Raw genomic sequence first — 23,800 nt, 5'->3', positions numbered from 1 at the left:
ACAGGAGCTGCCTAGGGTAAAACAGGTAACTAGGGCTAAGTCGTAACAAGGTAGCCGTACCGGAAGGTGCGGCTGGAACATCTCATTTTAGAGCGTCTTAAAGACGTTAAACAAAATCAGTATCGTAAGATACATTATACTTACTTAAAGCATAGCTTTAGTTTTTTGTTTGGTTGATATATAAAAATACAAAACCCACTAGAAATTAGTAAACGGGAAGAGAAAACGAGTAAGAAGTAGAGTTGTAAGGTATATGAAAATTATTACTTATCACTCATTACTCATCACTCATAATAGAGTCTCGTAGCTCAGCTGGTTAGAGCGCTACACTGATAATGTAGAGGTCGGCAGTTCGAGCCTGCCCGAGACTACTAATTAAGTGATTTGAAATTGAAAATTTGAAATTTGAAATTCGTTATGGATGAATATCAAATCTAAAACTTCAAATCTCAAATCAAGCTAGAGGGGGAATTAGCTCAGCTGGCTAGAGCGCCTGCCTTGCACGCAGGAGGTCAAGGGTTCGACTCCCTTATTCTCCACAGTTTTGGACGACTGATTTAAAAGTTACGGATGGAGCCAAAAACAACATCTGTTCATTAGTCGGAAAGAAAGAAATTAAGATCATTGACATTAACGGTAAAGACATCACAAAGAGAAAACCGAGCGCATAAAGCGCTTGAGTAACCAATAGGAAAGAAATCGTTAAGGGCGTATGGCGGATGCCTAGGCTTTCAGAGGCGACGAAGGACGTGGTAAGCTGCGAAAAGCTGCGGGGATTGGCACACACGAATTGATCCGCAGATATCCGAATGGGGCAACCCGGCATGTTGAAGACATGTCACCTCGTAAGAGGAGCAAACCCGGAGAACTGAAACATCTAAGTACCCGGAGGAAAAGAAATCGAAGAGATTCCGTAAGTAGTGGCGAGCGAAAGCGGATTAGCCCAAAAGTCTTTTTATGTTTAATAGAATGTTCTGGAAAGAACAGCCATAGAGGGTGATAGCCCCGTATATGAAAGGCATATTAAGATGATAAATGAGTAGGGCGGGACACGTGAAATCCTGTCTGAATATGGGGGGACCATCCTCCAAGGCTAAATACTCCTGAAAGACCGATAGTGAACAAGTACTGTGAAGGAAAGGTGAAAAGCACTTCGAATAGAAGGGTGAAATAGAACCTGAAACCGTACGCCTACAAGCGGTCGGAGCAGCGTAATGCTGTGACGGCGTGCCTTTTGCATAATGAGCCTACGAGTTAATTTTACTAGCGAGGTTAAGGTATTAAGTACCGGAGCCGGAGCGAAAGCGAGTCTGAATAGGGCGGATAGTTAGTAGGATTAGACGCGAAACCTTGTGATCTACCCATGGGCAGGTTGAAGCTCTGGTAACACAGAGTGGAGGACCGAACCGGTTGACGTTGAAAAGTCTTCGGATGACCTGTGGGTAGGGGTGAAAGGCCAATCAAACTGGGAGATAGCTCGTACTCTCCGAAATGCATTTAGGTGCAGCGTCGTATATAAGTTTATTAGAGGTAGAGCTACTGATTGGATGCGGGGGTTTCATCGCCTACCAATTCCTGACAAACTCCGAATGCTAATAAATGTTCTACGGCAGTGAGGGCATGGGTGCTAAGGTCCATGTCCGAGAGGGAAAGAACCCAGACCAACAGCTAAGGTCCCAAAATATATGTTAAGTTGAAGCAACGCGGTTGGACTGCATTGACAGCTAGGATGTTGGCTTGGAAGCAGCCATTCATTTAAAGAGTGCGTAACAGCTCACTAGTCGAGCGGTCCGGCATGGATAATAATCGGGCATAAACATATTACCGAAGCTATGGATTTATATTTAAGATATATCTGGTAGGAGAGCATTCTATTTGCGCCGAAGCAGTACTGTGAGGTATTGTGGAGCGGATAGAAAAGAAAATGTAGGCATAAGTAACGATAAAGCAGGCGAGAAACCTGCTCACCGAAAGACCAAGGCTTCCTCAGCCATGCTAATCAGCTGAGGGTTAGTCGGGACCTAACGCGAACCCGAAAGGGGTAGTGGATGGACAATGGGTTAATATTCCCATACTTGCTCACGAATAAAGGGGACGGTTGGATGTAGCTGCTGGAGACTGACGGAATAGTCAAGGCCTAGCCTTCGGGCGAAGCTGCTGTAGTGTAATCTGATCCAAGAAAAGCCGAAGTGAAGCAACCCGTACCAAAACCGACACAGGTGGTCGAGGAGAGAATCCTAAGGTGCTCGAGTGAGTCGTGGCTAAGGAACTAGGCAAAATAGTCTCGTAACTTCGGAAGAAGAGACGCCAACAGCAATGTTGGCCGCAGTGAAGAGGCCCAGGCGACTGTTTATCAAAAACACAGGACTCTGCTAAATCGAAAGATGCTGTATAGGGTCTGACACCTGCCCGGTGCTGGAAGGTTAAGGAAGGTGCTTAGCGTAAGCGAAGGCATTAACTGAAGCCCCAGTAAACGGCGGCCGTAACTATAACGGTCCTAAGGTAGCGAAATTCCTTGTCGGGTAAGTTCCGACCTGCACGAATGGTGTAACGATCTGGGCACTGTCTCAGCCACGAGCTCGGTGAAATTGTAGTATCGGTGAAGATGCCGATTACCCGCAATGGGACGAAAAGACCCTGTGAACCTTTACTATAACTTCGTATTGACTTTGAGTAAGTAATGTGTAGGATAGGTGGGAGGCTTTGAAGCAGGCACGCTAGTGTTTGTGGAGCCGCCGTTGAAATACCACCCTTTACTTACTTGGAGCCTAACTTCTTTCAGAAGGACATTGCGTGGTGGGTAGTTTGACTGGGGTGGTCGCCTCCAAAAGAGTAACGGAGGCTTTCAAAGGTACCCTCAGCACGCTTGGTAACCGTGCGTAGAGTGTAATGGCATAAGGGTGCTTGACTGTGAGACCTACAAGTCGATCAGGTGCGAAAGCAGGACATAGTGATCCGGTGGTTCCGTATGGAAGGGCCATCGCTCATAGGATAAAAGGTACTCCGGGGATAACAGGCTAGTCTCCCCCAAGAGCTCACATCGACGGGGAGGTTCGGCACCTCGATGTCGGCTCGTCACATCCTGGGGCTGGAGAAGGTCCCAAGGGTTGGGCTGTTCGCCCATTAAAGTGGCACGCGAGCTGGGTTCAGAACGTCGTGAGACAGTTCGGTCTCTATCTATTGCGGGCGTTAGATGTTTGAGAGGGCTTGATTCTAGTACGAGAGGACCGAATTGAACAAACCTCTGGTGTATCAGTTGTACCGCCAGGTGCACCGCTGAGTAGCTACGTTTGGAAGAGATAAGCACTGAAAGCATATAAGTGCGAAACTCGCCTCAAGATGAGACATCTTTTAAGGGTCGTTGTAGATGACGACGTTGATAGGCTATAGGTGTAAAGACAGTAATGTCATAGCCAAGTAGTACTAATTACCCGTAGATTTATAGTCTATGGTTACTAATATAAACCAAGTGCTTTATGCGCAGTGAAGGTTTTGTCTTTGTGAAAGTTTTTATCGCTTAAAAACGCAATTGGCAACTAGCAGTTAGCGATTGGCAAAAACAGCCAAAAGCCAACAGCAAATAGCCAGCTGCTATATACAACCTTTAGGGTGGTTTTAGCGGTGGGGCTCACCTGTTCCCATTCCGAACACAGAAGTTAAGCCCACCAGCGCCGATGGTACTGCTAACGCGGGAGAGTAGGCCGCCGCCAGTTTTTATTTTATTTTTAAAAAACCTTTATCTTTACGATAAAGGTTTTTTTGTTTTATATCTACACCAACAGGATCTAATTCAACACAAACACAGCAGATCCATAAGTAATGAGTAATAAGTAATGAGCAGTACATCGACTATTCATCATTCATCACTTATCATTGATCACTTATCAATGATAACGGACAGCACACACTCCAATGGTCACTCCGCAGGAGTCTCAGCAAATCCATTATTTTCTTCAACTCAATCCCCACAAAGTACCAGATTCAGACTAGAGCTCTTCTAACTTTAAATTTTACTTAATTATTTAAGTATCAAAAGCTTTACACTCATAGTAAATGATTAAAGATATTGTAATTATAAAGATTTGGTTGCTTTTATTAATGGATTTAGCATAAATAATTAATGATTGTATATTAATTTAATGATAATTACGTTTATTTGTTTAAATATCTTGTGATATTATTAAATATATACCAAATCTAATTTTTATGAGAAAAACCATTTTTAAGGTTGGGCTGCTCCAATCCTTATTCTTTTTCGGTGGATTGTATGCACAAAGTGATTCAACTAAGACGTCAAAGATTGACGAAGTAGTTGTTACAGCTTATGGTGTAAAAAAAGAAAAAAAAGCGCTTGGATACTCTTTCCAGGATGTGAAAGGACAAACCCTTGTCGACGCCAAAGAAAATAATGTTACCAATGCATTAGCAGGAAAAGTTGCCGGGTTACAAGTGATTAAAGGAAGTTTTGGACCAGGTTCTTCCTCCAAAATTAACCTGCGGGGGTTTAATTCTTTTACAGGAGATAATCAGCCTCTTATCGTGGTAGATGGAGTTCCGTTAAGTAATAGCTTAGGATCAAAGGCTAAGCAGAATGGAAAAGATTCTAATAACGATTTCTGGAATCCGGATCTTGATATGGGTAATGGTTTAAGTGATATCAATCCGGAAGACATTGAAAGTCTTTCAGTTTTAAAAGGTGGTGCTGCTTCTGCTCTTTATGGTTCCAGAGGTGGTAACGGAGTTATTTTGATTACTACAAAAACCGGTAAAAGAAAAGGAGGATTAGGAATCACATATTCTACAAGCTTAGGCTTTGAAAATATTTTTATGAAACCTGATTTGCAGCATAGTTTTGCACAAGGAAGTAATGGTTTACCCAACCCACAAACGACTGATAACACAACGTCCTGGGGACCCGCCTTTGAAGGATCAAATATGACGGTCCATGATAACTTAAAAAACTTTTTTAAGACAGGAACTACTGCACAACATACATTGAGCTTTCAGGAGAACATTGGTGAAGGATCAAGCTTGTACACTTCTGCTAATTATTTAAGCAGTAATAGCCAGATTCCGAATTCAAAATATGAGAGGTTCAATTTTATGGCAAAAATGAATTCTAATTTTGGGGCTAATAAAAGGTGGACTACTGAGGTGAAAGCCCAATATATGAGTGTTAAAGGTACAAACAGACCCTCTGCAGGGCAAGGTGATGGAAATCACTACCCAGCTATCCTTCTGATGCCTCAAAATATTGATATAAGAGATTATCGTGAGGGACAGATGCAAAATGGAGTGACATCGCGCTGGATCACTTCCAATGGAATTAATCCTTATTGGACCGCATATAATGCATTGAACGATGATAAAAAAGACAGGTTTTTATTAAACGGCTATCTTAAATATCAATTTAATAACTGGCTGAGCGCAGATGTAAGATTAGGAACGGATTTTTATTCTTTAAATACGGATGCCAGGGTTTGGACGGGATCCAGACGTAATAATTCTTACTCTACCGGTCAGGAAAAGTTTTATGAAAATAATTATATCATAAGTCTTAATGCTAAAAAAGATAATATTGTTGGTAAATGGGGAGGATCGCTTTCTGTTTATGGACAGATGATGGAAAGCAGGGATAAAGCATTATATTTTTCCACACAAAATCTCGTTATTGCCAATGTCTTCAGCACATCTAATACGAGTGATCTTGCTTCTGTTACAACAACCGAAGTTGATATGTGGAAAAAAATTAATTCAGTATTTGCTGCTGCTGAAATTAATTATGACGGATATTGGTTTCTGAATGCTACGGCAAGAAATGATTGGTCTTCTACTTTGAATATAAATAACAGGTCTTATTTTTATTCTTCTGTGAGTACTTCATTAGTTTTGACAGACATGCTGAAAAAATTAAATGGTACGACTTTAAATGCCTTAACCTTTGCTAAGCTTCGCGCGGCCTACGCAATTGTGGGTAACTCTTTACCTCCTCAAAGCTTGTACAATACATATATCGCTTCCACAGATCCAAATGGACATATTGTACTTGCAAGAAACAAGATACTTTTTAATCCGGATTTACATGCGGAAAAGCTTAAAACTTTTGAAGTTGGAGCAGACATGAAGTTTTTTGACAGAGTGTCTCTGGATGTAAGTTATTTTAATAATAATGCCACCGATCAGCTTATAGCCATTCCGATAAATCCACTTTCCGGATATGAAAGAATGATGATTAATTCAGGAGGACTGCATAACAAAGGGTTTGAATTCGTAATGAATACGGATATCCTTAAGAAGGAAAGCTTTGTGTGGAATGTCAATGCCAATTTTTCAACGTTAAAAAGCAAGATCGATAAAATTGATGGAATTGTTTCAAAATATCCTTTATCAGGTTTTGATAACGTTGCTTTCTTTGCAGAAGTAGGAAAACCTTACGGAGCGATTTACGGAACGAAATTCCTGAGAGTAGAGGATACCAGCAGTCCTTATTACGGAAAATTGATTGTGGATCAAAACGGGTTACCGCAGGCTACTTCTGATCAATATTATTTAGGAGATCAAACCCCGAGAGCTTTGTTTGGTTTTACAAACAGCTTTGTTTATAAAAATATTGGACTTTCATTTTTAATTGACGGCAGAATCGGAGGTAAATTTTTCTCTGCAACGCAAGCTGCATTACAAGCGAACGGACTTGCTGCAGACACTGCGCCCGGAGGAAAACGTGATAATATGATTTTGGATGCCGTAGTGGAGGGAAATGGCGGCTATACAGCAAATACCAAAGAAATTACTCAACAGGATTATTGGGGAGCTGTAACATCCGGAAACTTAGGAATTACAGAGCAAAACATTTATGATGCTACCAATATTCGTTTAAGAAATATTCAGCTGACTTATAATTTTCCTAAAAGTATTTTCCAAAAACTAGCCTTACAGAGTGCTAAAGTAGCTTTTACGGCCAATAACGTATGGATGATCTATAGTAAAGCTAAAGGAATCGACCCGGAATCTGTATTCGCAATTAATTCTAATGCTACAGGATTTGAAAACCTTGCTTTTCCTACTTCAAGATCTTATTTATTTACAATCACTTTAGGCTTTTAATTAACAACTGAAACAATGAAAAAATATATCTTATCATTTTTTACGATGGGTTTACTATGTACTTCATGCAATGATTTTGAAGACATCAATAATAACCCGTTTGCCGTAGACGCTAATAAGGCAGAACCCGAATATTTATTAAATAACTCAATTCTCGGTGCCCAGCAGGATCCTAATATTGCAGAACGCGTTTTTGTTTTATACTGGAAAACGGCAGCAAGACAGCATTTGACAACCGGAATTGCAGGTGGAACTTACGATGATTCCTGGACTTCCGAATACTGGAAATACATTTCAGATTGGCTGAATAATGCGAATGCAGCCATTCAGTTGGCGAATGAAAAAAAGGCGGCCGGGCAGGGAAAACCTTATTATGACAATGTTATTCAGGTTTCCAGAATCTGGAGAGCTTATTTAATGAGTGAGTTCTCGGATAATTTCGGACCTCAACCTATTCAGGCTTTTCAGGGAACGAATCCTACTTTCAATTCTGAAAAAGAAGTGTACTATTTTATCTTGGAAGAATTGAAAGATGCAGTTGCAAAAATGGACACAACCCAAGGAGTACCATCCAATGCAAATGCCTATGATATGGTGTATGGGTTCAATTGGACTCAATGGGTAAAATATGCCAACTCTATGAGGATGAGAATTGCCATGAGAATTGCTGAAGTAGATACTTCAAAAGCAAAAACAGAATTTGAAGCAGCAGCAAATTCAAATATGTTTATCGCTACAAGTGCAGATAATTTTAAAGTCGCTGAAAAACCGGGATGGGATGCGCTGACAGGCGTTATGTCCAGAGAATGGAACTCTCAAATTTTGTCCGCAACCCTTAATAATTTATACATTGGCCTGGGAGGAGTAAATTCTACAGACCAATTACCAGCAGCTCAGCATACACAGGTAAAAGCATCTGATTATGTTGGTATAAAATATGATCAACAGTTCACTACAATGACCAACGACCCAAGTGCAGGATACTGGCTGGACGGATTACCCAATACAATCGATCCGAGAGCCTATAAAACATTCTATATTCCGGGGGATCTTACAAGCCCGGTTTACTCTTTGTATCCGACTTATACCAATCAGGCAACTACCAATCACGGAGATCTTACTTTTGAAGATAATTCTAAAATAACAATAAATACCGTAAATACCTGGAACGCCTATACCATTGGAAACTGGGGAGTAAAAGGGCAGAGAAATGGCTTGAGAAATGTAGTAGGATGTATGCCGGCCTTAGGTAAGCAGTACAGGGAAAGTAAGAATGCAAGAATATTTTTTGCAAGCTGGGAAACCTATTTCCTTCTGGCAGAAGCTGCATTGAAAGGCTGGACAGTTCCAATGAGTGATGAAGCTGCTTATAATAAAGGAATTCAGGAAAGTTTTGTTTATAATGGAGTTTCACAATTCTATGGTCAGTATATTGCTTCAACGGATTATAACCGTGACGGTACTTCTGTTTCTTACAGTCATATTACAGAACCGGGAGAAAGCCATACCATGAAATATAAAGATCCTGTAGCCGGGAACTTAGTTTCTGTTGAAATTAAATATCCTGTGAATACTATTTATAAGAACGGATCGGTAAAAAATGATAAACTGACCAAGATTATTACCCAGAAATATATTGCCAATATGCCTTGGCTGCCGTTAGAATCCTGGAATGATCAGAGAAGACTTGGGCTGCCGTTTTTTGAAAATCCAGCCATCGAAACTCCATTACCCAACCTTCCTAATCTGAGCTCAGGGAACTATATGACGAATTCTATTCAGAATTTTCCTCAGAGATTAAGATATCCAAGTACGTTCAGAAATACCGATCAGTCTGGATATGATAAAGCTGTACAATTACTTGGTGGCACAGATGCTGTACTGACTCCTCTTTGGTGGGCCAAACATTAATTAAGTTTAAATACTAAAAAACAATCCTTTTCTGATTTTGAAAAGGATTGTTTTTTTAGATACAAATTGACTGAATATCTCTTTAAACGGATTGTTCAAATAATTATGATAAAGAGTATATGGATTGGCTTCAGAGCTTTAATTGGCTGCTATTGTAAAAACTACCTGAGTACTATATGCTGCCGCAGGAATTGTTACAGAAACACCACCAATTTGCAATTGTACACTAATGGCAGAGTAATCTACACTATTGCTGATTCCTAATAGTCCGCTAAAAGTAATTGTTGAAAGAATTACAGCACTGGCTTGAAGTATTTCTATATAATTTGCTGTTCCACCATTAATGGTTGCAGTACACCCTACACAAAGCCCATTGATTTTTGTCGTGCCTCCGCTCCTTTTTGCATAAAGCTTCAGGGAACTATTCCAGGAAGTGGGTGCAAGTTGCATGGTTATTTTGGCTCCGGAGGCTGAAAGAAGATTAAGAAAGGATCCTGGCAAATTACCGGATAATGTTAATTGTGCAGGATTATCATAAGTACCGGCATAGTTATTTCCAGCCTCTGTAATGGTTGGTACGCTGACAGTCCAGCTTGTTCCTGCAATATTTATGGTTTGCCCCTGAAGGTAGCTTCCCATCATTAAAGCAATAATGTATAGATATCTTTTTAAGAACTGTTCTTTGAGAAAAGGGCTTTTGATTTTCATTGCTAATTTTATTCTGTAATAGTGTAGGTGATCACGATAGCTGTATTGGTCTGTGCCTGTAAATTGGCATAAGTACCAGTGGCAAGTGAAATGGTGAGTGCATGGCCGTTATTAGCTCCATTTCCGGTATATGCTCCTCCAATGCCACTAATAATTGTGGTGGGAGTGGTGGTAAGCGTTACCTGCCCCGCCGATGTTCCCAATGTTCCGCCCCCTGCTCCGGAAGCTGCAGCTGCCTGCAGCCTTATATTGACCCCAGCAATAATTTGATTTACAGACGCTGTAATTCTTCTGGTAAGTCCCCCTGAAGCGATAGCAGAGGTATAGTTGATCCACTTTGATGTATTGGGAGTGGGAGCTGCCAGGGCATTTCCAGCCTCAGTAGGACGTGTAAAACTTAAAGTTATACTTCCTGTTGGCTCTACATCCATTAAAGTTACTACGGGCAGTGTTAGACTGACAGTTGTACTTGCGGTCTGAGAATAAACAGAACCGGATAAAGTGCACAACGCCATTAACAATATGAAACGGATCACAATCATCTCTTCTTTTTTATTTCATTATATCCTACTTTCAAGGATTCCTGTTGATATTTGATTTCTATTTGTTGTTTAACAACATTGATGCTCAATTTCTTTGTTTCTGAAGGCTGTAAAGTAAAAATAAATTTATCTGTGGAGATCTTATAGCGTTTATCCAGCCCGTTACGGTAAACTTTTACAGTCCACTCTCCCGGGCGGAGATAGGTGAAATCAAAATCTTCTCCTATATAGCACACCTTACGGAAAGTCTGATCATTGTTGCTCGCTTCTACAATAATACTTTCTCTTTTCTTTTTTTCTTTTACAGAGGGTAATTGTCCAAATTCCGGTTGATCTTTTTCCCCGGTTCCCAGGAATTTTACGTATCCCTGCACATTTGCTGCTGTAGTTAATCCAAAATTAAAAGTATTCTCCTTATTCAGGAGTGATAAGGCAGCAGGAAAAGTTTGGGTTGAAATATCATTGATTTCTGTCGTGGAACGGTCTATTTCAAGAAAATAATTCCCTGGGATAACGTTTTTAAACATATAATTTCCATCCTTATCCGTAATGGAAAGGTAACTTCCAAGCATTAGTCTTATTCCTTCTGTTTTTTTTATGCCTAAGTTGCTCACATTTCCGGATAATGAAATATATTCTGCAGTTTTCTGTACCGGAATGTTTGGACGCCATGTGTATCGCATGGAAAATATAAAATCTTTATCCCCAATTTCACCTCTTTGCAGAGAGTATCTTCCGGAAAGATCAAGATAATTCCCTGGAAATAATTGCTGATGAAAAAGTAGCTCAAACAGATTTCTGTCTTTAAAATATTCCTCAGGCATATAATTGTTCTGATAAAAGATACTTAAGCTGGTCTTATCAGAAAACTGACTGAGGATTCTGGCCCCATAATAAAGATTTTTCTGATTTTGAAGCTGATATCTTGAACTGATGGCATAACTTCCAAAGATGTTAAAAGATGTTCTGAATTTTTGAAATGAAAGATTGGCGGAGTAAAAACTTGAATTACCGTTAAAGCCTGTCAGATAATTATCTGTTTTACCGAATTGTCCATCCAGATTAACCTGAAATATTCCTATCTGCTGATTAATACTTACTTTGAAGTAGCGTTCATAGTAATCAAACTGTTTTGGTTCCAAACGGTCTTTATAAGTTTGATACCCGTTACTCAGGATAATAAAACCACTCGGTATATATTTGTACTGTACACCATATTGAAAATATTTTCTATAGGGTGCTGCCAGGAGCAGTGTATCTCTTTGGAAATTTTTGGCATCCTGCATATAATTGGCAAAGACACTTATTTTCTTTGTGAGATTGTAGGAAATATTACCATTAAAAGTATTTGTATTGGTGAAATATCCCGCGAAATCAGGGCTGGCTCTCATGTACATTAAATTTCCATTCAATTTTTTAAAAACGGCCTCAGCCTGTAATAAATAAGCTGTTCCATCTGTTTTTTGGGTAGTGCTGTATGCCAGTTCTCCGGAAAGAGTTATATTGTTTGAAACCTTGAATTTTCCCTTAGCGTAAGGAAGATGAGCATCAGAATCAAGTCTTACTTCACTATATCTGATTTCTTCATTTCTTGGCGTTTTGTAGAGATATCCTACAGAAATTTCGGACTCTTTTCGGATTTTAAACGCAGAATAAAAATTAAATTCATCTTTTATATCTTTGAAAAACCTCGGATGATTATAAAATCCACCAAAGCTCACTTTATTAAAATCATACCGGATTTCTGCCCCGCGGCCATATCGTGCAAATTCTGTAAGATAGGAAGAAGAGTAGGTTTTATCACCCAGATGAATAGATAAATTGTTCCGTTTATAATTCACAAAATATTCTTCATACTGAGTAAATGTATTGAGTTCTACAGGATTGTGAGTAACTGCCCTAAACTCAATCTGATTCTTATTGTCTTTGTCCAGTGTTCCCTTACCATAGATTTCTCCCTGAAAACCATCATTATACACTCCCATATTCTGCATGCCGATAAAAGATAATGAGAAAGCAACAGGAAGCCTGTGATAAATATCTTTCTCAGAGGGTTTTGCGGATATCACCTGTGTACTTGCATAGACATCCTGATTTTCTTTGGGATTACCCTTTGAGTGTACCGAAAGGTTTAGGTTTTGAAATTCATTTTGAGCAAGTTCAGCATTTGTTACTTTATGAATGTTGATGATTTTAGACTCATTAGGTTCCAGTATCAGTGACGTCTCATGATCAACAACAGCATTTTTACTTTCAAGGAGAATATTTTCAGTGATATTCCCATTATTTTTTAAAAGAAAAGAAGCACGTATTGTTTCCCCTGCTCTTACAAACTCAGGGGTATTCAACGCAGTAACCAAAAGATTTCTGTTTCCGGAAATCTTTATTTTTGAGTTTTTCGTAAAAGCTGTTCCGTTATTCCGATCGGTGATATTCAGTAGAACAGAATAAATACCCTGTCCTGTTTCTGTTCCGATACGCAAAGGAACGAGATAAACTGATGTTTCATGAGGGAGCATCTGAAATTCTCCTTTCGCCAAAATAGGATTGATAGACGGACTTGATGTGGAAACTGAGATATCATAGGTCTTGGCCTCATCCGAATTGTTTTCTAGGGTGAAGGGAATAGAAGTAGACATTCCCGGCATTAAACTATCTTTTTTACTGATCAATCTATCGGATTGCTCTTGAGAAAAAATAAATACCGGGAATAGTGATATGATAATAAATAAAGTCCAAGTTCTACTCATTTTTTACTTCTAATTCCACATTGAGTGCAAAAGCATTCTCTTCTTCATCGGTAGCTATGATAGTTGCTTTGTATTTATCGGGGGGTACTTTACTGATATCAATGTAAAACGTTTTGGACGTGTTGGGCAGCAATCCCATCGTTAAACTTGCGTAAGTTCCCACCTTTTCACCCGTTTTGCGGTTATAGATTTCTATGGAAGCAGTCGGTTTACAGTAAAGATTGCCATTATTCGCTATAGCTACTTTTGCTGTTTGTATTCCTTCCTGTTTTTCTACTTTTACACTTTCAAACTTAAGGTCCGGTTTGGCCTTTTCTGTTTCAAAATCTGTAATGACCTGAATGGCATATCGAATAACAGAAGTGATGCTCACACCAGGTTTACCGTCGCTGGGTTTTATTTCTTCTACCGGCTCTACAATGATTATACTCCAATAACTTCCCGGATCCATAGCCTGATTGGGAACTGTTATTTCATAAAATATTTCAGTCTTTTCTTTACCTTTAAGAGTAACAAGATTGGTATTGAGCTTTATCCATTCTCCATTACTGCGTTTATTGGTGCGTAATGCTGTATAATTGATGGTTCCGTCTGCATGATAGGTATAATCCTGCAAAAATATTTTTACACTTTGAGGATTGCTTCCTGTGTTTTCAATAGCCACTTTTCCCTTATATACTTTTCCGTTTTCTATTTTGTAAGAATGCGTAAGCCCGTTGAGAATCACAATACCGGCATGTAAAAAGCTGAACTGTAAAATCAGGATGATTAAAAGAAGGATACGCTTTATCATGATGTAAAGTTTGGAGTTAAATCATTAATAATACAAAGCCAGGAAGAAACTGAATAACAACTTCTTCTTGTTTTTTGAAACGCAAAATTGAATTTAAATTAAATTCTAATTGTCTGATATCGTATACGTAACGGTAGCAGCAACAGTAGCTGTAGCCTGTAAATCTGCGTACGCGGCTACCCCTCCAGGACCACTTCCTGCAGCGATTGCATAGGTAAGGTTGTGACCGTTATTAGCTCCATTTCCTGTATAAGCACTTCCAATACCGGAAATAATTGTCTGATCAGTACCAGTTAATGTAAGCAGTCCTGCGGAAGTTCCCAATGTACCTGCTCCTGCTCCGGTGGCTGCTGCCGCCGTTACATGAAGATCCACACCAGGAATGATAGCGTTCATTTTTACGCTTACGTTACGGGTAGGATCTGCCACAGATTTGATAGAAGAGTAATTAAGCCACAAAGTAGTGTTGGCCGGAGCTGGAAGAATAGGATTTCCGGCTTCAGTAGGAGCTGTAAATCCAAGGGTAATGTTTTTGGTTGCTGCTGGTTCAATATCCACCAGTGCAACTTCGGGAATAGAAATGGTAACCGTGTGGTTATCTGTAGCGAGGTCTTGTGCGCTCAAATTCCCGGATAGAGTCAATGCAAATAAAGACGCTGCAATAGTCAAATTTAGTTTTTTCATGATGCTGATAATTAGTTAAGTGAATATAATGAAAATCAGAATAGTTTGAGAAAAATATATCATAATTTTTATATTAATATTTATTTACTGTATGTAATGCATTATATTTTAAATATACTTTAACAGAATAAGTCAAAAAAAGCCTGTACAAATTTGTACAGGCTTTTATCCCTATTGATCAACATTTTTTATGCCCAGTGCGGATCAGAAACAGAGACCTTTCCGGTTTCTATTCTTCCTGCAAAGTGCCACAGATGCTCATTTAGTGTTATTTTCAAATCATACCAACCTTTAAATTGATCAAGATTGATCATTATTTTTTCTTCTGGTTTTTGTACAGAAATTGTTTTTTTATTTTTTGTGTACAGATCTTCCAGATTGATGGAAAAATTTTTCTTTTTATGGTTTCTGATAATCAGCTCAACCTGACTTTTTGCTGTTATATTCTCTAAAATTATCTCTATTTCCGGTGAAATACTTCCCTGAAATTTCCTGAAAAAGCCATTGGGACCAAAAATCTCATAATCATAGGCTCCGGAATGTACAGGATGGGATAAATTTTGTTTGGAATACAAAGCATATGAAAAATGATAATTATTGCTGTCAAATTGAGTTCTGTCATAAACAAGCAAAGGAACTCCATTTTCTTTCAGATTAGTCATTTTTATATGATCTCCTTCCAGGTTTACATGGAAATGATAAGGCAATGGGTTGGAGGGTTTTAGACCTCTTTCCTGAATGTCAAGCAAATTGTCTTTAAGTTCATTTTCGGAATACCATTTCAGATTGGGAACAGGTTTATTTTTAGCTGCATTGATGGTTTTAGCATAATCTTTTTGATTCAGATAATCCATCTGTGGAGCTTTTATACTGGAAGAATTGAAAGCAGAGGTAAGATCTCCGCATACCGCTCTTCTCCAGTCACTGATATTTTCCACATGCACATCCTTTTTGAATTTCTTCATAATAAATTTTTCCAGAAACTGCAGGACAGACGTGTGATCCGATACCTCAGAATTTACGAAACCTCCTTTCGTCCACGGAGAAGCGATGATCATAGGGACTCTGTAACCCAATCCGACAGTTCCTTCTACTTTTTCATAGCTTTTCAAAGAAGGATTGCTCATATACTCCTGAGATTGATCTACATATTCCACCCCTTCTTTTCCGTTCATATCTACAGGCTGGCTTGGATTCACTGGTGGGGCAAAAGGCAGTACGTGATCAAAATATCCGTCATTCTCATCATAATTGATGATAAATATGGTTTTCTTCCAGGTTTCAGGGTCTTTGGTCAGAATATTCAGAACTTCAGAAATATACCATGCTCCATACCAGGGTGATCCCGGATGATCTGAGAAATGTTCAGGAGCTACCAGCCACGAAACCAACGGAAGTTTTTTCTCTTCCACATCTTTACGGAACTGGAACAGGACGTCTCCTTCCGGAACAACCAGTCTCTCTCCGTTTTCATCCTTTCCGATTTCCAGTTTCCAGTAATCCGGATCCTTGGAATTGGTGGTGAAGGCTTTCTCATGAAGATTTTTTTCTTCTTTTGAAAGTTTGGAATAATTATCAGGATGGTATTTCACCTGATCTTCCTGAACTTCCGCCAGCATGGCTTCCAGTCTTTTTTTCTGATCAGGATTTTTTTCAATTTCCTTCTTCAGATAAGCGATGATATTGGGAATGTTTTCATAATATCCTTTTGAAAACTTAACATTGAATCTTGAAAACCACTCAATCGGGTTATCTGTAAAATTACTCAGCCAGGCTTCCTGTTCGCCGGACATTCCTTTTGGAAGACTGATTTCATTCTGATAAATTCTCCAGGAAACATTTTGCTGTTCTAATATTTCCGGGAAACTTTTCCATTTTGCCTGCCTTGCTTTGTCATAATCAATATTTTCATTGACAACATTGGCCTTTACTTTTCCGTTTTGCTGTTCTCTCAATGTTCCGGACCAAAGAAACAATCTGTTGGGAGTAGTTCCGGTAAGCGATGAGCAGAAATACTGATCGAAAATCGTGAAGGCATCTGCCAGCTGATAATAAAAGGGAAGGTCTTCACGGTTGTAGTATCCTAAGGTTAGTGGAATATTCTTATAATCTTTATTTCCCGAAGCTTTCGCCTGAAGCCATTGGTCAAATTTTCCTTTGTTCAAAGCTTTCTGCTGATCTGCCCAGGAGTGAGGCAATGAGCTCATCCAGGTCGATTTTGTATTTCTTAAATCCAGACGGGCAGGAGATGCATATTTTCCTTCGTCATTTTTTTGAAAGAAAACAGAATGGCCGTCCTGTTTTACAAAAGCTCTTTTATCCAAAAAGCCTCTAACTCCTTTGAGAGCACCAAAAGCATGATCAAAGGAACGGTTTTCCTGCATCAGGATGACAACATGCTCTGCATCATAAAATGTAGACTGGGCAGCCGGATCAATGGCTAAAGCTTTTAAAATGGAAGGATGCAGAACCCCTGAAGTTCCTAATCCCGCTAATAAAAGACTTGATTTCTCTAAAAATTCTCTTCTGTTCATGTTCAATCGTAATAAGAAAGAAACCGCAAGTTAATAGGATTTTCCTGCGGTTTCTTTGTTTTATATAAAATTAATCAGATTTTTATTGTAACCACCAAGGTTTGGAGTTGATATTATCATTTCCTCCGTACTGAGCCGTTAAAGCAGCTTTTAAATTATTGCTGTTGTAATTATACTCAGACTGCGGATATCTGAACCTGAAAGGAGCTGTGACTCCTGCTTTTACAGGATAATTGGGAAAGCCTGTTCTTAAATAATCAAAGTAAGAAGTCCACTGTGCCTGATGAAACATCGTCATGTATTTTTGAGTCATGATCTTTTCCAGTTGTGTCTGTAATGGGTCAGCATTATTATAAACGACTAAAGGAGTTGCCAGATATTGATTTACATCAAATCCTGAGAAATATTGTCCCGGATTTTTTACATAGGTCTGATAAAAATTGAAACTTGCTTTGATCGCATTATCGTAATGTGTTTTTGCAGATCCGGAAATCCAGCCTCTTGCCGTAGCTTCAGCCAGAATAAATTCAAGTTCTGAATAACTTAATACAGAAGCAGGTTCATTGGTAGGATCTTTATAAAAACGATCGTTTACTTTGGAAATATTCTTTGCCGTGATCAGTGCTGCATTATCAGAATACGGAGAAGTTGGATTTCCACCGTTATATCCTGTATAATCTGTGATGGCTTTTCCTGCTTCTTTCGCTCCGGTAGTCTGTGCTGCAAACGTGAACAAACGTGGATCATGCCTGTCTTTGAACATATTAATAAAATAATCTGCCATGTACAAACTCGAACCATATCCACTGTTGTTAAACATGGTGTATCGGCTGTCTGCTGCATCAGCAAACTTAAGTTCACCATTATCTGCAATGGAGGTCATGAGAGACTGGCTTCCTGCAATAGAAGCAAATTCTGTAGCGATATTATAACTTCCTACTGTTGTTTTTTTAGATAAAGTGATCAGAATTTTAAGACGGAATGAATTGATCAGTTTTTTCCACTTTAGAGCATCTCCGTTGTATACAATATCACCCTCAATTTTATCACTGGTATTAATAAGATCATTGGCTTCTTTTAATTCTGATAAAATTCCGGACATGATGGCTTCCTGTGTATCATATTTAGGCTGTGTAATTCCAGATTCACCCTTTGCTGCTTCAGAATAAGGTGCGCTTCCGACTTTTAAACTGATATTGAAGAAATGATAGGCTCTCAAAAACTTCCCGATAGCCAGATAATTTTTGTTTCCTCTTTTTTCAGCTTCCTGCATCATTTTTCCAGTGTTCAGAAGACCTTTGGTATAGACTTCAAAAGAAGTATCATTCCATTTCATATACTGGTATGAATTTTCACCATCAGTACCAATCATCATTCTGGAGGCATACATATTATCTCCATTTACCTGAAAAGTATATTTTTCAACGTAAGTCAATAGATTTTTGGGATCAATACTGGCCTGGTCATTAGGGTTTTCATTGATGGTATCAAGGTTGGATTCACATGACGCTAATGTCAGAACTCCGGCTGCCAGTAGAGATTTCATCAGCCATTTTGCTGTTTTACCTTTTTGCCCTGTCACTTTGTTTATAGTATTTTTCATTGTCTTGACGTACTTTTTAGTTAAAACTTAAGATTAAAACCGATTCCAAACCATCTGCTGGATGGATCCTGAATATCATTGTCTGTTTTTGTCTGGAAATCCGGGTCAGAATAAAGGTTCTTTGATTTTTTCCACATTGCCAGGTTGTAGGCCGAAATATTGGCGGTGAAACCTTTCACCATTCCTCTTGGGTTGAGTAACGAAGAGAAGTCATATTCTAATACTACAGATCTCAGCTTAATGAAAGTTCTGTCGAAAACGTTAGCAAACTCTTCACTTTCATCCTGTGTTACTCTCGCACGGTATGGATAGTTCTGTGCCCAGTCCTGGTAGCTGATTGCTTTGGTGTGTGGAGTATAGGTTCCGGTTGCCGGATTGTAGTTAACCCCATCAGGTACAAAATAATAGGTTCCCGGATTTGCATATTCAAGATCTCTGTAGGCTACAGAATTAGGATGTTTTCCTCCCCACCACATTTTTTCCACTACCTGCGATCTCATTACACCACCGATGCTTCCGTCAATCCCAATGTTTAAAGTGAATTTTTTATATTTGAATGTGTTGTTGAAACCGAAAGTCCAGTCCGGATTGAAATGGCCTAAGTTACTTGGCGCATTGGCTCTTGTCGGCATTCCTGTATTCGCATCAAGAATTACTTTTCCATCCGGAGACTTTTGCCATGTATAGTCATAATAGCTGTCCATTCTTTCCCCTAGCTGAATGTTCTTGTAGTTCGGCATATTATCGTAGATGGAAGTCAGCTTTTGCTCGTAAGTACTCCAGTTAATCAACGTTTTCCAGCTAAAATCAGCTGTTTTTACCGGAACCATACCAAGGGTAATTTCAAAACCTTTGGTGGTATACTCATTTCCGTTTACATATTGTGAAGTAAAACCTGATGATTCTGCGGCAGGGAACTGAAGGATATTATTATAATCTAATGTTCTGAAATAAGTAGCGTCTAAAGTAATTCTGTTATTCAGAAAACCTGCGCTTAATCCTAATTCATAAGATTTTGTCTGCTCAGGTTTCAAAGAATTTTCTACATTCAGAGTAGTTGGATAATAATACGTAGGATTTCCGTTGAATGTGATTCCCTCATTGTTCAGATAATAATTTCTGATAGAATAAGGCTGGAAGTCATACGCTACTTTCGCCCATGAAGCAGAAAGTTTCAACATATTGATAGATTCCGGCATTTTTACCAGGTTGGAAATAACTGCACTGATGGAAGCAGAAGGGTAGAAGTAAGATCTGTTGGCCTTAGGTAGCGTAGAAGACCAGTCATTACGTCCTGAAACATTGATGAAGAATGCATTGTACAATCCGATATCAATGGTTGAATACGCACTGTAAATTAATTTTTCCTTCAGATAGGTATAATTTTTAAGCGCTCCGATAGAGTTTTCAAAAGTGTACACTTCAGGAATTTTTAATCCATCGGTAGACCTTTCATTGTTGTTGTTTTTATAATAGAAAGCAGAACCTCCCGCATTGATTGTAAAATCGAAGTTTTCAGATATTTTTTTCTTATAAGTTGCCAGAACATCATAGTTGAGATTCCATGTTTTGTTATCTTTCAAAATATAACCGCCACTTCTTGGAGCATCATAATTGAAATAGGAATAAGGACTCAGAATTTCCGTTTTGCTATGGTTTTCCACAAGAGATATTTTCCCTTTTACTGATAGATCCTGTGTAGCTTTATACTCTAAGCCTGTCTGGGCATTGATGATATCGGTTCTGTTCTGGTTCTTGTAATATTCCGCTCCGAACCATGGATTGTTGTACCAGGCATAGTTCCAGTTGGCCTGTGCTCTTCCTTCTTTTCCGGGAATCCACATATGATTTTTCAATGCTTTTCCGTCTACATCACCTCCCATCCAGATCAGGATGGTGTACATGTGTCCGCTTGGGTTATAATCGTAGTTGGGAATATTAGGAGTAAAGGCCTGGTTGAAGTTGAATTTTGTATCAAAGATTAATTTCTCACCAAGGTGGTTTTCAGAAGAGAAATTAATTCCGTATTTCTGAAGATATGAGTTGGGAACTCTGTCATCATAGTTCATGAAATTCCCGGAGAATCTATATACGTCTTTGTTATTTCTATAGCTGATCGCAAAGTTATTATTGTTGATAACCGCAGGTTTTAAAAAAGTATTTAAGTTATCATGGTATTTCCAGTCAATCGGAACTCTTTCATACCTTGATTTATCATCATACTGAGTTCCTGTTACTGCTCCATACCACGGAACTACCTGTCCTGTTACTTTATCTCTGATAGGGCTGTTCCATTGAGCAATCTGTAATCCGGGAACAAATTTTGGTCCCCAGATCATATCTCCGTCATTCACTCCGCCATCAGCTCCGTCCCAGAATTCGTATTTTCCATGTGAACCGTTTCCATATTCAGTCTGGGTTTTCGGAAGGTTGGTAAACCCTGCTGTAATCATGGTATTCTGAGAAAACTCTACTGAGAATCCTTTCTTCTTGGCATTTTTTGTGGTGATTAAAACAGCTCCGTAACGACCTCTTGAACCATATAGGGCAGAAGCGGTAGCTCCTTTCAGGACGTTGATGTTTTCAATATTATTAGGATCTAAATTCTGGAAAACCTCTTTTTCTACAATCACACCATCAATGACAAAAACCAGATTGGAGTTTCCTCTCAGCGTAAACTGTGGAGCCTGCTGCATTCCAGTAGGATTGGAAACGTTCAATCCTGCTACCTGTCCGGAGAATAAATTTCCAATACTTGGAGTAGTGATGGTTTCAAACTGTTTTGTTCCTACTTCCTGAGTAGAATATCCTATTTTTTCTTTCTTTTTGGCAATACCTAATGCGGTAATCACAACGCCTTCAATCTGCTTTTCGTTTGGCTTTTTTAAGACAACGGAATACTGTTTTTTGGAAGAAACCTCAACGGTATAAACGGAAAAATCAGGAGCAAAAAATTCAAGAATGTCTTTTGGGTTTGCAGAAATGGTGAAATTCCCATTTTCATCTGTAGTAGCAGTCTTTCCTGTGTTTTTGTCGGTGATGTTCACACCGGAAACACTAGAACCGTTTTCTGATTTTACATTTCCTGAAATATTAATTTCCTGAGCAGAAAAGTAAAGAGGAAGTAAAAAAACGGCAAAAGTGGCTAGAGTTTTCTTCATTTTTTTGAAGGCAAATTTAGCAGTGCACTGTTACCTGTACTTTAATGATGTATTAAAATAAAAATACGATTTAATATTTTTTAACAATAAGAATTAATAAATAAGTAAAATGAAAAATGTCCTTTGTATAGGGACTTTTGCTTTATTATATAGATATTAATATAAGGAGGGATGCTGGAGTTACTGTGGGGTATCAACTTCTTGAAGTCCTCTGTAATAAATTTTTGAAGGAGAAGTTCCGTCTTATGAAAGAAACAGTTTGTGAAACTAAGACTCAGATAACTTCCAGCCTTCAGCTTCGCGCTTCATTCTTTTCTTTCTAAAACCTGCTCAGAATTCCCCAATGGATTTTAATATCATTAAACTTAAAAGGATTTCCGAACTCATTACCATTAGACAGCTGGAAGCTCATCAGACCAATGGGGATGAAGAAATTGAAACCGAGCCCGACACTGTAGAGCTTGGGTTTTACATTTAAAGATTTATTATTAAGCTGTCCGTATTGTCCAAAGACGTCAAAGAAGGCCTGGTTACCAATCAGATACCGGTATTCCAGACTTCCATAATAATAAAAGTCGGCGGCGAGGGAGTTTTCATTGAATCCCCGCATAGAATTCCATCCTCCGAAACGATATAATTCATTGGCAGAAAACTCTATTTTAGAATCCATCATCGCACCTTCTGCTTTGATGTTCAGGAAATGGTTTCCGGAAATGTGGTAATTGTGTTCTCCAAAGAAATAAAACTGGTTTTGATTGGCTTTTATATTATCTTTGGAATAAGTAGTTGTTAAGAAATCATATCCGGCATTGATCCTTGTTTTGTAAAGGAAAAGGTCAATATCAGTGGGTTCTGTCATTTCATACCATATCCCGATCCCTTTTTTGTTGTAATCTTTTCCCTGAACGTATAAGGTATCAATAATAGTAGAGGTTTCCAAAGTTGCCCTTAGACCGATTTTATTCCTGTTATTGATATGGTAATAGAAAGCAGGAAGGAATTTCACGTTGGCAAATGTTGAGTCTTGTCTGTAGATATTTACTTTCGTATCCATCCCGACATTCGATTTGAAAAGGTATGGAATATCCACTCTAAGATCGAAATTCTGCCCTTTGTCCGGGTTTCTCTGCCAGTATAAATTGACGGTTTCAAAACCATTGAACATATTCCTGAAGTTGACATTCATGGTTCCGTTTAACGTAAACTTTGAGCTTTTGTCATTTCCAAAACCAATCACTCCATCAAAGGTATTCGTCTTTTTCTTTTCCAGAAACAGATAAATGCTGGTGGAATCTTTTGTGAATAAAGTTTGCGGCTGCCGTTCGAGGGTCAGAAAAGGATGACTTTGAAACGTTTTGTTGATGGCTAACAGGTTTTTGTCATCATAGTTTTTACCTTTAAACTCTTTTTCCAGGTTTTTGATAAATCTTTTAGGAACTTTTTCATATCCTTTTACCACAAACCCATTGATCGTTCTTTTATCATTCTTATTGATGTCAAGTTCTACAATCGGATAGCCGTTTTTCTGTCCTTTGTATTTAGATTTGATTCTGCTGAAAGAATACCCTTCATCAATATAAGTTTTGTTGATACTTTTCTTGGTGGAATCTAAGTTTTTAGTAAAAAAATCCTTCTGAATTTTTAGTTTTTGAACAAGAGAATCCGTAAGGTTAACATAAGTTTCATTGAAATTTTTTCCTTTATCGTAGAAAATTTCCGTGCTGTCCCCTTTTATTTTAACGTCTTTCAGCTGGGTGAAGAAATAATTACTTTGAGCTAAGGAATCCAGAAATTTTACAGCAGAAGTAGAATCTTTTACTTTTTTTCGGACTTTGGTTTCCGTATCAATCAGCCAATACTGCTTCTTCTGCGCTTGTGTAAAAACGCAGAACAGTACAAAAAATATTTTTAAAAGTAATTTCAATTTATTCTTATGAATATGAACAGGAATCTCTATAAAATATAAAAGATTCTTCACTGCATTTCTGAACTACGTTCGCAGACTTTTAG

The 23,800-nt window shown here is 38.6% G+C and carries 11 protein-coding genes, 2 tRNA genes and 3 rRNA genes; 7 read left to right on the top strand and 9 right to left on the bottom strand.

The genetic code is table 11. The features are described 5' to 3' along the window. The 7 genes from RAH34_RS05400 to RAH34_RS05370 all read left to right on the top strand — a co-directional run. A 16S ribosomal RNA gene (locus tag RAH34_RS05400) occupies nucleotides 1-88 on the top strand; the annotation flags it as partial. Nucleotides 89-297: 209 nt separating this feature from the next. After that, nucleotides 298-371, top strand: a tRNA-Ile gene (locus RAH34_RS05395). Nucleotides 372-465: 94 nt separating this feature from the next. Continuing rightward, nucleotides 466-539: transfer RNA gene (locus tag RAH34_RS05390), tRNA-Ala, on the top strand. 153 nt (nucleotides 540-692) lie between these two features. Continuing rightward, a 23S ribosomal RNA gene (locus RAH34_RS05385) occupies nucleotides 693-3,447 on the top strand. Between the two features lie 158 nt (nucleotides 3,448-3,605). Next, a 5S ribosomal RNA gene (rrf, locus tag RAH34_RS05380) occupies nucleotides 3,606-3,713 on the top strand. A 493-nt stretch (nucleotides 3,714-4,206) separates the two neighbouring features. Next, a complete protein-coding gene (locus tag RAH34_RS05375) occupies nucleotides 4,207-7,104 on the top strand; it encodes a SusC/RagA family TonB-linked outer membrane protein (RefSeq protein ID WP_306595407.1) in 2,898 nt (965 codons plus the stop codon). A 15-nt stretch (nucleotides 7,105-7,119) separates the two neighbouring features. Beyond that, nucleotides 7,120-9,015, top strand: a complete 1,896-nt coding sequence (locus RAH34_RS05370; RefSeq protein WP_306595406.1) for a SusD/RagB family nutrient-binding outer membrane lipoprotein — start codon at nucleotides 7,120-7,122, stop codon at nucleotides 9,013-9,015. Between the two features lie 138 nt (nucleotides 9,016-9,153). On the opposite strand, the gene RAH34_RS05365 is transcribed toward RAH34_RS05370, so the two are convergent. From RAH34_RS05365 to RAH34_RS05325, 9 genes are all read right to left on the bottom strand, one after another. After that, entirely contained in the window at nucleotides 9,154-9,723 is a 570-nt protein-coding gene (locus RAH34_RS05365) for a hypothetical protein (RefSeq protein WP_306595405.1), read from the bottom strand. Nucleotides 9,724-9,731: 8 nt separating this feature from the next. Next, complete coding sequence (locus RAH34_RS05360; RefSeq protein ID WP_306595404.1) at nucleotides 9,732-10,265, bottom strand: hypothetical protein; 534 nt, start codon at nucleotides 10,263-10,265, stop codon at nucleotides 9,732-9,734. After that, a complete protein-coding gene (locus RAH34_RS05355; RefSeq protein WP_306595403.1) occupies nucleotides 10,262-13,015 on the bottom strand; it encodes a hypothetical protein in 2,754 nt (917 codons plus the stop codon). The genes RAH34_RS05360 and RAH34_RS05355 overlap by 4 nt, the downstream gene beginning before the upstream one ends. Continuing rightward, a complete protein-coding gene (locus tag RAH34_RS05350; protein ID WP_306595402.1) occupies nucleotides 13,008-13,808 on the bottom strand; it encodes a WxL protein host-binding domain-containing protein in 801 nt (266 codons plus the stop codon). Before RAH34_RS05350 ends, RAH34_RS05355 begins: the two co-directional genes overlap by 8 nt. A 105-nt stretch (nucleotides 13,809-13,913) precedes the next feature. Further along, the gene (locus tag RAH34_RS05345; protein WP_114822199.1) at nucleotides 13,914-14,492 is read right to left on the bottom strand and encodes a hypothetical protein; all 579 of its coding nucleotides are present in this window, start codon (nucleotides 14,490-14,492) and stop codon (nucleotides 13,914-13,916) included. A 188-nt stretch (nucleotides 14,493-14,680) separates the two neighbouring features. Beyond that, complete coding sequence (locus RAH34_RS05340) at nucleotides 14,681-17,026, bottom strand: phosphocholine-specific phospholipase C (protein WP_306595401.1); 2,346 nt, start codon at nucleotides 17,024-17,026, stop codon at nucleotides 14,681-14,683. An 82-nt stretch (nucleotides 17,027-17,108) separates the two neighbouring features. Then, the gene (locus RAH34_RS05335) at nucleotides 17,109-18,629 is read right to left on the bottom strand and encodes a SusD/RagB family nutrient-binding outer membrane lipoprotein (RefSeq protein WP_306595400.1); all 1,521 of its coding nucleotides are present in this window, start codon (nucleotides 18,627-18,629) and stop codon (nucleotides 17,109-17,111) included. 20 nt (nucleotides 18,630-18,649) lie between these two features. Next, nucleotides 18,650-21,790 (bottom strand): SusC/RagA family TonB-linked outer membrane protein, encoded by a 3,141-nt coding sequence (locus RAH34_RS05330; protein WP_306595399.1) that lies wholly within the window; start codon nucleotides 21,788-21,790, stop codon nucleotides 18,650-18,652. Nucleotides 21,791-22,109: 319 nt separating this feature from the next. Continuing rightward, nucleotides 22,110-23,714, bottom strand: a complete 1,605-nt coding sequence (locus RAH34_RS05325; protein ID WP_306595398.1) for an autotransporter assembly complex family protein — start codon at nucleotides 23,712-23,714, stop codon at nucleotides 22,110-22,112. Nucleotides 23,715-23,800 lie beyond the last annotated feature (86 nt).

This window comes from Chryseobacterium sp. WLY505 (assembly GCF_030846215.1).
In the GTDB taxonomy this organism is placed as follows: Bacteria; Bacteroidota; Bacteroidia; order Flavobacteriales; family Weeksellaceae; genus Chryseobacterium.
This window is presented reverse-complemented; position numbering and strand designations above follow the sequence as displayed.